Consider the following 12831-nt stretch of genomic DNA (forward strand, 5'->3'; position numbering starts at 1 on the left):
CAGGGGGGACCAAACCCACTCGATTCGGTTCCGGCCACCCCGGCGGCAGTTCTGTTTCTGCGGGCCTGCGGGCGCGCTGGCGGCGCCTGCGGACGCCCTACCGGCGCAGGGACCCCTTGAGCTCCTTGAACCGCCCCAGAAGGCCGTTCACGAACGCCGGCGAGTCATCCGTGGAGAACTCCTTGGCCAGCTGGACCATCTCGTCCAGGACGACGGCGTCCGGGGTCTCGTCGACCCAGATCAGCTCGTACGCCCCGAGCCGCAGGATGTTGCGGTCCACGACCGGCATCCGGTCCAGCGTCCACCCCACGGCGTACTGGGAGATCAGCTCGTCGATCCGCGCGGTGTGCTGCGCGTACCCCTCGACCAGCTGCATCGTGTACTCGCTGACCGGCGGCTGACGCTCGTCGGTCCGGGAAAGGCGCACCCAGTCCGCGAGGACCGTCAGCACGTCGACGTCGCGCTGATCGCCCTCGAAGAGGATCTGGAACGCACGCTTGCGCGCCTTGTTGCGAGCAGCCACGGTTAGCTGTTCACCCGGCCGAGGTAGTCGCCGGAACGGGTGTCGACCTTGATCTTCTCGCCGGTGGTGATGAAGAGCGGGACCTGGATCTCGTAGCCCGTCTCCAGCGTGGCCGGCTTGCTGCCGCCGGTGGAGCGGTCGCCCTGGACGCCCGGCTCGGTGTGCTGGATGACCAGCTCGACGGCGGCGGGCAGCTCGACGTAGAGCACGCTGCCCTCGTTCTGCGCGACCATCGCCGTGAACCCCTCGATGAGGAAGTTCGCGGTGTCACCGACCGTCTTGCGGTCGATGTGCAGCTGGTCGTAGGTGTCCATGTCCATGAAGACGAAGTAGTCGCCGTCCATGTACGAGAACTGCATGTCGCGCTTGTCGACAGTGGCCGTCTCGACCTTCACACCGGCGTTGAAGGTCTTGTCGACGACCTTCCCGGAGAGCACGTTCTTCAGCTTGGTCCGCACGAAGGCGGGGCCCTTGCCGGGCTTGACGTGCTGGAACTCGACGACGGACCAGAGCTGGCCGCCGTCGAGCTTGAGCACCATGCCGTTCTTGAGGTCGTTCGTGGAAGCCACGGTTGCTTCAATCTCCTGGACGTACGTGGACGACCCCGGGGCACGCACTCCTACAGCGCGAGCAGCTCCTTGGTCGTGATGGTGAGTAGCTCGGGTCCGCCGTGCGCCTCAGGGCGTACGACGAGCGTGTCATCGATCCGGACACCGCCCCGGCCCGGGAGGTGGACCCCCGGTTCGACGGTGACCGGCACGCAAGCGTCCAGTTTACCCATGGCCGCGGGGGCAAGCTGCGGGTCCTCCTCGATTTCGAGTCCCACACCGTGTCCGGTGAGCGCCGGGACGCCTTCCGTGTACCCGGCCGACCTCAGCGTCTGGCGGGCCGCGCGGTCGACGTCACGGCAGGGGACGCCCGGGGCGAGCGTCTCCCGGCCGGCCCGCTGCGCCGCGAAGACGGCGTCGTACAGGTCGATCTGCCAGTCGGCGGGGGCCGTGCCGATGACGAAGGTGCGGCCGATCTCGCAGCGGTAGCCGCGGTAGGAGGCGCCCAGGCAGACGGAGAGGAAGTCGCTCTCCTCGACCCTGCGGTCGGTCGGGCGGTGGCCGCGCAGCCCCGCGTGCGGTCCGGTGGCCACCGACGTGGGGAAGGCCGGGCCGTCGGCGCCGTGGTCCACCAGGCGGCGTTCCAGCTCCAGGGCCAGGTGGCGTTCGGTGCGGCCGACCAGGATCGACTCCAGCAGTTCGCCCAGCGCCTGGTCGGCGATCTCCGCGGCGACCCGCAGGCAGGCGATCTCGTCCTCGTCCTTCACGACCCTCAGCTGCTCGACCGCGCCGCCGAGGTCGGTGAGGCGCAGTCTCGGGGCGACGGAGAGGAGGGCGCGGTGGCGGGCGACCGTGAGGTGGTGTTCCTCCACGGCGAGGGAGTCCAGGCCCTGGGCGGTGAGGAAGTCGGCCGCCGCCACCGCCGGGTCGCCGTCGGGGGCGGGCAGGACGTGGACGCGGACCGACTCGTCGGGGCGGCCCTCTTCCGCGCGGCGCTCGTCCGGCGGGGACGTGCACAGCAGGACGTCCTCTTTCGCGCCGACCAGGAGGACGGCGCCGCTCGGGGCCGCGCCGGAGAGGTATCTCACGTTCGCCGGGCGGGTGATCAGCGCTGCCGCGTTCCCCGCCGCGGTGCAGCGCTCTTTGAGGCGGGCTCTGCGGATCGCGTGCGCTTCTGACATGGTCCGAGCGTAGGAGTCCGCGGGGGATTGTGCCGGGTGGGAGGGTGCCGTTCGGGGGATGCCGAGCCGACTGCCCCTCACATCAGCTCCGAGTCCCCCCTATCGCCCTCCCCAGCACCTCGTCCAGCGCCCTCGCCGTCGTCGCCACGTCCATCTGGGAGTTGTCGATGATCGGGAGCCCGGAGCCGTACCAGCCCGCCATCCTGCCGTGGATGCGTGCCACCTCCTCGTCCGTGAGGCGGCGGTTGCCCGAGCGTTCCGCGTTGCGTTCCAGGACGACCTCCAGGCCGGGGAGGAGGACCACCGGGAGGAGGCCGGGGCCCACGTGCCGCTTCCAGCCGCCGAGGCCCACCGCCGGCCAGTCGGGGAAGATCGCGTCGTCGAGGATGCAGGAGATGCCGTTGGCGAGGAAGTTGCGGGCGGCGAATCCGCAGGTGCGGCGGGCCAGCCGGTACTGGGCTTCGGAGTTGTCGTTCCAGCCGCGCTGGGGGTCGGCGAAGCCGGAGCGGACCCACTCGCGGACGTCGTCGAGGCTGATGTGGGCGGTGGGGACGCGGCGGTGGTCGGCCCAGTACTTGGCGACGCTGGTTTTGCCGGCGCCGGCGGGGCCGATCAGCAGGACCGCCAGCATCGTGCCCGACGGATCCCCCGGCACACTCCGCGCGGGCGCGGCCACGGGCCCGCCCGGGGGCAGCGTGACATGCCCGGTGCCTTCAGGGGAGGGGATGTACGGCGGGGCCGGGGGCATCTGCGGCGGGGGGCCGGGCGGGACGGGGGGCGGTGCCGGGGGGTGCTGGACGGGCGGGTGCCGCACCTGAGGCGGCGGCATCGGGGGCGCCGGCGGAGCGGTGAAACCCGGAGCCGGATGCTGGGGGCCGACGTGCTGGGGGCCGACGTGCTGTGCACCGGGCCCGGGATGCTGCGGACCCACCTGCTGCGGACCGGCCCCAGGATGCCGCTGGCCGGCCTGTTGCGGCCCGGCCCCGGGATGCTGTGGCCCAGGATGCTGCTGGCCTGCCTGATGCGGCCCGGCCCCGGAATGGTGTGGCCCAGCCCCCGGGTGATGTGCGGTCGGCGGCCAGGCCGCCCCTTGCCCCTGCTGCGGGGGCGGCAGCGGAGAACCCACTGCGTGCTGCATCCGGCGCCACTCCGTCTCGTTCTCCTCGGGCCCGCCCACCTGCGGGCCTCCCCCGGCCTGTCCCCGAAAGCGCCGCACCGCCCCCTCGGCAGGCCCCCGCCCGCCGACTCCCCGCAGGTCACCGGCGCGCGAGAGCGGATCGCTCCCGCTTCTCCCCGAACGGTACCGCCCCCGGCGCTCTATTGGTGAACGGCCGGGGGCGGTGTGAAGTGCCCTGTGTGGAAAGGGAATCGGGCGGAAGGCGTACCTCGGGAGCTACTGGGCGACTTCGCCGTAGGCGGCCAGCAGGACGGCCGGGTCGGGGCCCTCCAGGACGGTCGGCTTGCCGAGGCCGTCCAGGACGATGAACCGCAGCAGGTCACCGCGCGACTTCTTGTCCACCTTCATCGCCTCCAGCAGCTTGGGCCACTGGTCGTAGCGGTAGTGCAGGGGCAGCCCGACGGACTCCAGGACCGTGCGGTGCCGGTCGGCCGTCGCGTCGTCCAGCCGCCCGGCGAGCCGGCCGAGTTCGGCGGCGAAGTGCATGCCGACGGCGACCGCCGCGCCGTGCCGCCACTTGTAGCGCTCGTTCTTCTCGATGGCGTGCGCGAGGGTGTGGCCGTAGTTGAGGATCTCGCGCAGTCCGGCCTCCTTGAGGTCGGCGGAGACGACGTCCGCCTTGACCCGGATGGAGCGCTCGATCAGCTCGGCGGTGTGCGGGCCGGCCGGGGTGCGGGCGGCCTCGGGGTCGGACTCGATGAGGTCGAGGATGACGGGGTCGGCGATGAACCCGGCCTTGATGATCTCGGCGAGCCCGGAGACGTAGTCGTTGACCGGCAGCGACTCCAGCGCGGCGAGGTCGCAGAGCACGCCCGCCGGCGGGTGGAAGGAGCCGACGAGGTTCTTGCCCTCGGCGGTGTTGATGCCGGTCTTGCCGCCGACGGCCGCGTCGACCATGGCGAGCACGGTCGTCGGGACCGCGATCCAGCGCACCCCGCGCAGCCAGGTCGCGGCGACGAACCCGGCGAGGTCGGTCGTGGCCCCGCCGCCGACGCCGACGACGACGTCCGTACGGGTGAACCCGGACTGCCCGAGCGCCTTCCAGCAGTACGCCGCGACCTCGGCCGTCTTGGCCTCCTCCGCGTTGGGCACCTGGATGGCGACGGCCTCGTAGCCCTGCCCCGCGAGGTCGGCCCGCAGCGCGTCGCCGGTCTCGGCGAGGGCCTCGGGGTGGATGACGGCGACCCGCTTGGCCTTGTCCCCGATCAGCCCGCCCAGCTCGCCGAGGAGCTGCCGGCCCACCAGCACGTCGTACGCCGCGCTGCCCGCGCTCGCGCCGATGTGGATGCGGGTGACGGACTCGCCGCTCATCTTCAACTCCAGTTCGTCCAGGGCGATGCGGGCGACCTCTTCGGGGGTGCGGCGGTCGGTGGCGACGATCGCCGTGGCCACCGACTCGTACAGCTCGCGCCGCGCCTCCATCAGCTCGCGCCACTGCTTGCGCGGGTTGACGGCGAGCAGCGGGCGGGCCGCGTTCAGGCCGGTGCGCTGCACGGCCTCCTCGACGTCCATCGACAGATAGACGACCTTGCGCCCGGCCAGCCGCCCGCGCGTCTCTGCGTCGAGGATCGAGCCGCCGCCGAGGGCGAGGACCCCGTCGTGCCCGGCCAGCGCCCGCTCGACGGCCGCCTTCTCGATGGCGCGGAAGGCGGGCTCGCCCTCCTCGACGAAGATGTCGGCGATGGTGCGCCCCTGCTCGGCGACGATGTCGTCGTCGGTGTCCCGGTACGCCACCCCCAACCGCTCGGCCAGCAGCCGCCCCACGGTCGACTTGCCGACCCCCATGGGCCCGACCAGCACGACCAGCGGCCCGCCCGCACCGCTCATCGGACGGTCAGGTTGTCGAGGTACGACCGCACGTTGCGCCGCGTCTCGACGACGCTGTCCCCGCCGAACTTCTCCACCACCGCGTCCGCCAGCACCAGCGCCACCATCGCCTCCGCCACGATCCCGGCCGCCGGGACCGCGCACACGTCGGACCGCTGGTGATGCGCCTGCGTGGCCTCACCCGTCACCACGTCCACCGTCCGCAGCGCCTTCGGCACCGTCGCAATCGGCTTCATCGCGGCCCGTACGCGCAGCAGCTCACCCGTCGTCAGACCGCCCTCGGTCCCGCCGGAACGGCCGGTCACGCGCTTGATGCCCTCGGGGGTGGACACGATCTCGTCGTGCGCCTTCGAACCCGGCACCCGCGCGAGATCGAAGCCGTCACCGACCTCGACACCCTTGATCGCCTGGATCCCCATCAGCGCGGCGGCCAGCCGCGCGTCGAGACGCCGGTCCCAGTGCACATGCGAACCCAGGCCCACGGGAACCCCGTACGCCAGGACCTCGACCACACCCCCCAGGGTGTCACCGTCCTTGTGCGCCTGGTCGATCTCCGCGACCATCGTCTTCGACGCGTCCGCGTCCAGGCACCGCACCGGGTCCGCGTCCAGCTTCTCCACATCGGCCGGCGTCGGGTACACCCCGTACGGGGCCTTCGCGGCAGCCAGCTCCACGACGTGCGAGACGATCTCGATGCCGGCCGCCTCCTTCAGGAACGACCGCGCCACCGCGCCCAGCGCGACCCGCGCCGCCGTCTCCCGCGCCGAAGCCCGCTCCAGCACCGGACGCGCCTCGTCGAAACCGTACTTCTGCATGCCCGCGAGATCCGCGTGCCCGGGACGCGGGCGGGTCAGCGGGGCGTTGCGCGCCAGACCGGCCAGGATCTCCGGGTCGACCGGGTCGGCCGACATGATCTGCTCCCACTTCGGCCACTCGGTGTTGCCCACCATCACCGCGACCGGCGAACCGAGGCTGAGCCCGTGCCGGACCCCGCCCAGGAACGTCACCTCGTCCCGCTCGAACTTCATCCGCGCACCCCGGCCATAGCCGAGCCGCCGCCGCGCCAGGTGATCCGCCACCAGACCGGTGGTCACGGGCACGCCGGCGGGAAGCCCCTCCAGCGTGGCGACAAGAGCGGGACCGTGGGACTCCCCCGCGGTCAGCCAACGCAGCCTGCTCAACGATGCTCCTAGATGCTCGCGCCTGGTACTGCTCCGCCTACGCGCGTCCTCGCGTACGGCACGGGCGGGGCCGGATGCGCGACCCAGGTCCGCCGCCTCCGATCCTCCCACGTCCGTGGGGCGAACCCGCCCAGAGTTCCAGCAGGCGGACGCCCCGCGGCCACGGTAGTGCGCGCGGAGGGGAGAGCGGGAAATTCCGGGGAGAGTCTTTCAAGTCGCTACCGGCGCTGCGCCAGCGCGTGCTCCCCCGCCTTGCGCATCGCCTCGACCGGCGCGGGCACGCGCCCCGTCATCCGCTCGACCTGGAGGACGGCCTGGTGGACGAGCAGGTCGAGGCCGCTGACGACCGCGCCGCCGTACATCGACCAGCGGGCGGCGAGTTCGGTGGGCCAGGGGTCGTAGAGCACGTCGAAGAGGGTCGCGGGGCGTTCGGGTACGTCCTTGGCGAGGGCGTCCGTCGTACCGGCCGGGGTGGTCGCGATGACCAGCGGGGCGCGCAGGCCCTCGGCGGCTTCGGACCAGTCGGCGGTGCGGACGTCGACGTCCAGCCGTTCGCCCCAGCGGCGCATCTCGGCGGCGCGGGCCGCGCTGCGGACGTAGGCGACGACTTCGCCGGTGCACACGCGGGCGAGGGCGGCGAGGGCGGAGGAGGCGGTGGCGCCGGCGCCGAGGATCGCGGCCGACTCGACCTGTTCGACGCCGCGTTCGCGCAGGGCGGCGACGATGCCGGGGATGTCGGTGTTCTCGCCGACTCTGCGGCCGTCGGCGGTGAGGAGGAGCGTGTTGACGGCCTCCACGGCGGCGGCGGTCTCGCTGACCTCGTCGAGCAGCGGGATCACCGCGCGCTTCAGCGGCATGGTCAGCGAGAGCCCGGCCCAGCTGCCGTCGAGCCCCACGACGAAGCCGGGCAGGGCGGCCTCGTCGATCTCGAACCGGTCGTACGACCAGCCGTCGAGGCCCAGCGCCTCGTAGGCCGCGCGGTGCAGGACCGGGGAGAGGGAGTGCTCGATGGGGCTGCCGAGGACGGCCGCTCTGTGCGCGTTGTCGTTCATCAGTTACCGCTGCTCTGGTTGAACTTGTCCTTCAGACCCTGGAATTCCGCGTAGGTCTTCGCGAATTCCGTGTTGTTCTTTCCGTCGGTGGCGACGAAGTACATCCAGCCGTCGCTCGTCGGATTCAGCGTGGCGGCGAGCGCCTGCGGCCCCGGGTTACCGATCGGGCCGGGCGGGAGGCCCCTTTGTGTGTACGTGTTGTACGGGTCCGGGTTGGAGTTGATCTCGCGTTCGCTGATGTGCACGGTCGACTCGTTCTTGAGGTAATTGAAGGTCGAGTCGAACTGGAGTTTCTGGTTGGTCTCGGTATTGGTCGGCTTGAGCCGGTTGTAGACGACCTCGGCCATTTTGCGGAAGTCGTCGTCGGTCTTGCCCTCGGCCTGGACGAGGCTCGCGACCGTGATGACCTGGAGCGGGTCGGCCAGATCGAGCGCCTTGGCCTTGGCTTCGAGACCGAGCCTGTTGTAGGCGGCGCTGGCCTGCGTGACCATTTCCTTGAGGACCGCCTCGGGCTTCATCCCCTTGGCCGCGGGATAGGTGCCCGGGTACAGGAATCCTTCGAGCGGGTCCTTGATCTTGGAATTGTTGTTCGCCCAGCTGGGCAGTCCGAGGGTTTTGTACTGTTTCTCGGCGGCGCTGCGGGTGGCGCCCGCGGAGAGGCCGAGTTTGGCGTCGATGAGCTCGTAGACCTTGATATTGCGCTGGCCGGGCGTCACCATGACATTGGCCTGGCTCTTCGGGTCCAGCATCATGTTGACGGCGGCCACCGCCGACATTTCCTTGCGCATGATGTAGGCGCCGGCCTGGATGGATTTCGAGCGGGAGTTCTGGGTGAACGCGGAGACGAAGGCGTCGACGCTCTTGACCACCCCGGCCGACTTCATCCGCCGCCCGATGTCGGCGCCACCCGCACCCTTGGGCACCTCGACGCTGACGGTCTCACTGGTGCCGTCGCCCGCGTAGTCGGGGGCGGTGCCGTAACGGTTCTTGTAGAACTGCATCCCGAAGTAGCCGACGCCGACGACACCGCCGCCGAAGACGAGGACGACGACGAGGCAGGCGGCGCCGTTGCGGCGTTTGCGCCCTTTGTCCTTCTCCGACTTGCCGTTCTTGCCGCCGCGCCGGCCGCCGCGCTCTTCGGGGGCGGGGTCAGGGGCGGTGCCGGAGGGGTCGGTGTCGAGGAGCCCGGAGCCGGCTGCGGCCGCTTCTTCAGGGAACTCCGGCCCGGGGTTCCAGTCCCCCGCGGCCCCGGTCTCCGCTCCGGCCTGCTGCACAGGCTCCGCCCGGCGCCGGCCAGGGGGCTCCGGGGGCGGGTACGCGTCGGGGGTGCCGTAGAAGTCGGGCTGTTCGGCGCCGTACGCCGCGGCCTGCTGCCCGTAGGGGTCGCCCGGGTCGGCCGCGTAGGGGACCTGCGCGTGGCTGCCGGAGCCGTCCCAGGCGCCCTGATGATAGGCCTGGGGGGAGCCCTGGTGGGCGTACTGCTGCTGGTCGTACTGCGGGTAGATCTGCTGACCGTACTGGTCGTACTGCGGCTGCTGGGGGTATGCGGGCACCTGGCAGTACGCCTCGGGGCCGCCGTTGCTCCACTCGCCGTACTGCTGCTGCGGCTGCTGCGGGTACTGCTGCTGCTGGCCGCCGTAGGCAGCCTGATGGCCCGCGTGGGGCTGGCCGCCCTCCCATCCGGCGTCCCCGTACAACGGGTCCCCGGGATGCCACGGTTCGGAGCCTGGGCCCCGGCCATATTCAGTCATCGATCCCCTAGAGCCGCGAGGCGGCGGTCGCGGCTGCTGGAACCGGCTTCCGTTCCGCCTCTTGCTGTGCGGAGGCTGTTCGAACACCTCCGCATCGCGCGGAACGTTACCGTATCGCGATCAGATGACCACTTAGACGCCCTCTCCGGGTGCGTGACCTGACACCCGTTCGGATTCCAGCGCCTGCTGAAGGATGATCACAGCGGCCGCCTGGTCGATCACCGAACGCCCTTTCTTCGACTTCACGCCCGATGCGCGCAGTCCCTGACTCGCTGTCACCGTCGTCATGCGCTCGTCGACGAGCCGTACCGGAACCGGGTCGACCGCCTTGGCCAACTCCCCCGCGAAGGCCCGCACCTTGACCGCGGCGGGCCCCTCGCCGCCCTTCAGCGAACGGGGCAGCCCGACGACGATCTCGATCGGCTCGTACTCCTCGACGAGCTGCTTGAGCCGCCGCCGCGCCGCGGGCACGTCCCGCCCCGGCACCGTCTCCACCGGAGTGGCGAGGATCCCGTCGGGGTCGCACGAGGCGACCCCGATCCGGGCGTCCCCGACGTCGATCGCGAGGCGACGTCCTCTGCGCATTACTTGGCCGACTCCGCGACGAGCCGCTCCACGGCGGCCACGGCCTCGCCGACGGCGGCCGGGTCCTGCCCGCCGCCCTGGGCGACGTCCGGCTTGCCGCCGCCACCGCCGCCGAGCGTCTTGGCGGCCGTACGCACCAGCTCGCCGGCCTTCAGACCGCGTTCGCGGGCGGCCTCGTTGGTGGCGATGACCGTCAGCGGTTTGCCGTTGTTCACGGTGAACAGGGCGACGACGGCGGCCCGTCCGCCCTGGACACGGCCCCGCACGTCGAGGACCAGCTTGCGCAGGTCGTCCGGGGTCGTGCCGTCCGGGACCTGGCCGGTCACGAGAGCGATCCCGTGGACGTCCTTGGCGGACTCGGCGAGCCCGGCGGCGGCCTGGAGGACCTTCTCCGCGCGGAACTTGTCGATCTCCTTCTCGGCGTCCTTCAGCTTGCCGAGCATCGAGGCGACCTTCTCCGGCAGCTCCTCGGGACGGCCCTTCAGCAGCTCGGTGAGCTGGTGGACGACCGTGTGCTCCCGGGCGAGGAAGCTGTAGGCGTCGACGCCCACCAGGGCCTCGATCCGGCGCACCCCGGAGCCGATCGACGACTCGCCGAGCAGCTTGACCAGGCCGAGCTGCGAGGTGTTGTGGACGTGCGTGCCGCCGCACAGCTCCTTGGAGAAGTCGCCGATGGTCACGACGCGCACCCGCTCGCCGTACTTCTCGCCGAACTCGGCGATGGCGCCCTGCTTCTTGGCCTCGTCGATGCCCATGATCTCGGCGCGCACGTCGAGGTCGTGCGAGAGCACCTCGTTGATCTTCTGCTCGACGTCCGTCATCACGGCCGTCGGCACGGCGGACGGCGAACCGAAGTCGAAGCGGAAGCGGCCCGGCTGGTTCTCGGAGCCGGCCTGGGCGGCCGTCGGGCCGAGGGCGTCGCGCAGCGCCTGGTGGGTCAGGTGGGTGGCCGAGTGGGCGCGGGCGATGGCCGTGCGGCGGCGGGTGTCGATCGAGGCCTGGGCCTTGGCGCCGACGGTCACCTCACCGACCTGGACGACGCCCTTGTGGACGTACACGCCCGGGACCGGCTTCTGGCAGTCGCGGATCTCGATGACGGCGCCGGAGTCGACCCGGATCCGGCCGGTGTCGCCGATCTGGCCGCCGCCCTCGGCGTAGAACGGGGTGCGGTCCAGGACGATCTCGACCTCGTCGCCCTCGGTGGCGGCCGGGGAGGAGACGCCGTCGACGAGGATGCCGACGATCGTGGTCTCGCCCTCGGTGTCGGTGTAGCCGATGAAGTCGGTCTCACCGGTCCGGTCGGCGATCTCCCGGTAGGCGCCGGCGCCGGCGTGGCCGGTCTTCTTGGCCTGGGCGTCGGCCTTGGCGCGCTCCCGCTGCTCCTTCATCAGGCGCCGGAAGCCGTCCTCGTCCACGGACAGGCCCTGCTCGGCGGCCATCTCCAGGGTGAGGTCGATCGGGAAGCCCCAGGTGTCGTGGAGCAGGAACGCCTTGTCGCCGGCCAAAACCGTCCGGCCGGCGGCCTTGGTCTCCTCGACGGCCGTGTCGAGGATGTTCGTGCCGCCCTTGAGGGCCTTGAGGAAGGCGTTCTCCTCGGCGAGGGCGACGGTCTCGATGCGCTTGCGGTCGGTGATCAGCTCCGGGTACTGCTGGCCCATCGTGCCGATCACGACGTCCAGCAGCTCCTGCACGACCGGGCCGGTGGCGCCGAGGATGCGCATGTTGCGGACGGCGCGGCGCATGATGCGGCGCAGGACATAGCCGCGGCCCTCGTTGCCGGGGGTCACACCGTCGCCGATGAGCATCACCGACGTGCGCATGTGGTCGGCGACCACGCGCAGCGAGACGTCCGACTCGTGCTTGTCGCCGTAGCCGACGCCGGTCAGCTCGGTGGCCTTGTCGATGACGACGCGCAAGGTGTCCGTCTCGTACATGTTCTGCACGCCTTGCAGAATCATGGCGAGCCGCTCGAGACCCAGACCCGTGTCGATGTTCTTCGACGGCAGGTCGCCGAGGATCTCGAAGTCCTCCTTGCCGATGCCGGCGCCCCGCTCGTACTGCATGAAGACCAGGTTCCAGATCTCCACGTACCGCTCGTCGTTGACGGCCGGGCCGCCCTCGGCGCCGAACTCCGGGCCGCGGTCGTAGTTGATCTCGGAGCAGGGGCCGCAGGGGCCGGGGACGCCCATGGACCAGTAGTTGTCCTTCATGCCGAGGCGCTGGATGCGCTCCTTCGGCACCCCGACGACGTCGTGCCAGATGCGCTCGGCCTCGTCGTCGTCCTTGTAGACGGTGATCCACAGGCGCTCGGGGTCGAGTCCGTAACCGCCCTGGTCCTGGGCGCTGGTGAGCAGCTCCCAGGCGTACTTGATGGCGCCTTCCTTGAAGTAGTCGCCGAAGGAGAAGTTGCCGCACATCTGGAAGAACGTGCCGTGCCGGGTGGTCTTGCCGACCTCTTCGATGTCCGGCGTGCGCACGCACTTCTGCACCGATGTGGCGCGCGGGGCGGGCGGCGTGACCTCGCCGAGGAAATACGGCTTGAACGGGACCATGCCCGCGTTCACGAGGAGCAGAGTCGGGTCGTCCGCGATGAGCGACGCCGAGGGCACGACCTTGTGGCCACGCTCCTCGAAGAAGCTCAGCCAGCGGCGGCGGATTTCAGCCGACTCCATCAGTGGTCCTCATTCCGGTTGTACGAATGCGTGGTGTACGTCGTGTTCTCGATGGCGGCGATGCGCCGGGGTGCGGGGAGTCCGGGGGGCTGCTCGATGCCGAGCGCGTCCTCCAGCTCGGCCTCCCGCTGGGCCATGTTGTCGCGGACGTCGAGCGCGAAGCCGACCGCGCGGTCCTTGATGCGGGCGCCCGTCTCCAGGGCCTTGTTCGCCGCGGTCGCGGCGAGGCTCTCCGGGGTGAGCTGCTTCAGCTTGCGGTTGACCTTGGTGGTGGCCCAGACACCGGCGGCGACGCCTGTGGTGAACCAGAACGTACGGCGGAACATCCTCGAAG

At 71.0% G+C, this 12831-nt stretch carries 11 protein-coding genes; all 11 read right to left on the reverse strand.

All coding sequences use genetic code 11. The features are described from left to right. Positions 1 to 97 precede the first annotated feature (97 nt). The 11 genes from nusB to ACYUD3_RS29065 all read right to left on the reverse strand — a co-directional run bounded on the left by nusB (position 98) and on the right by ACYUD3_RS29065 (position 12823). The gene (gene nusB, locus ACYUD3_RS29015; protein ID WP_470975998.1) at positions 98 to 523 is read right to left on the reverse strand and encodes a transcription antitermination factor NusB; all 426 of its coding nucleotides are present in this window, start codon (positions 521 to 523) and stop codon (positions 98 to 100) included. Positions 524 to 525: 2 nt separating this feature from the next. After that, entirely contained in the window at positions 526 to 1092 is a 567-nt protein-coding gene (gene efp, locus ACYUD3_RS29020; protein ID WP_470976001.1) for an elongation factor P, read from the reverse strand. Positions 1093 to 1142: 50 nt separating this feature from the next. Continuing rightward, the gene (locus ACYUD3_RS29025; RefSeq protein WP_470976004.1) at positions 1143 to 2252 is read right to left on the reverse strand and encodes an aminopeptidase P family protein; all 1110 of its coding nucleotides are present in this window, start codon (positions 2250 to 2252) and stop codon (positions 1143 to 1145) included. 82 nt (positions 2253 to 2334) lie between these two features. Next, the gene (locus tag ACYUD3_RS29030; protein ID WP_470976007.1) at positions 2335 to 3390 is read right to left on the reverse strand and encodes an AAA family ATPase; all 1056 of its coding nucleotides are present in this window, start codon (positions 3388 to 3390) and stop codon (positions 2335 to 2337) included. A 255-nt stretch (positions 3391 to 3645) separates the two neighbouring features. Continuing rightward, positions 3646 to 5256 (reverse strand): 3-dehydroquinate synthase, encoded by a 1611-nt coding sequence (gene aroB, locus ACYUD3_RS29035; protein ID WP_470976009.1) that lies wholly within the window; start codon positions 5254 to 5256, stop codon positions 3646 to 3648. After that, positions 5253 to 6437 (reverse strand): chorismate synthase, encoded by a 1185-nt coding sequence (gene aroC / locus ACYUD3_RS29040; RefSeq protein ID WP_470976012.1) that lies wholly within the window; start codon positions 6435 to 6437, stop codon positions 5253 to 5255. The genes aroB and aroC overlap by 4 nt, the downstream gene beginning before the upstream one ends. 218 nt (positions 6438 to 6655) lie before the next feature. Next, on the reverse strand, positions 6656 to 7489 hold the full coding sequence (locus tag ACYUD3_RS29045) for a shikimate dehydrogenase (protein ID WP_470976015.1): 834 nt from the start codon (positions 7487 to 7489) through the stop codon (positions 6656 to 6658). Beyond that, positions 7489 to 9240 (reverse strand): endolytic transglycosylase MltG, encoded by a 1752-nt coding sequence (gene mltG, locus ACYUD3_RS29050; protein WP_470976018.1) that lies wholly within the window; start codon positions 9238 to 9240, stop codon positions 7489 to 7491. Before mltG ends, ACYUD3_RS29045 begins: the two co-directional genes overlap by 1 nt. Positions 9241 to 9372: 132 nt before the next feature. Continuing rightward, complete coding sequence (gene ruvX / locus ACYUD3_RS29055; RefSeq protein WP_470976021.1) at positions 9373 to 9825, reverse strand: Holliday junction resolvase RuvX; 453 nt, start codon at positions 9823 to 9825, stop codon at positions 9373 to 9375. Then, positions 9825 to 12497, reverse strand: coding sequence for an alanine--tRNA ligase (gene alaS, locus ACYUD3_RS29060; RefSeq protein ID WP_470976024.1), 2673 nt, complete (start codon positions 12495 to 12497; stop codon positions 9825 to 9827). Before alaS ends, ruvX begins: the two co-directional genes overlap by 1 nt. Then, positions 12497 to 12823, reverse strand: coding sequence for a hypothetical protein (locus ACYUD3_RS29065; protein ID WP_470976027.1), 327 nt, complete (start codon positions 12821 to 12823; stop codon positions 12497 to 12499). The genes alaS and ACYUD3_RS29065 overlap by 1 nt, the downstream gene beginning before the upstream one ends. Between the last annotated feature and the right edge of the window lie 8 nt (positions 12824 to 12831).

The organism is Streptomyces sp. AMJ-169, from assembly GCF_055597585.1.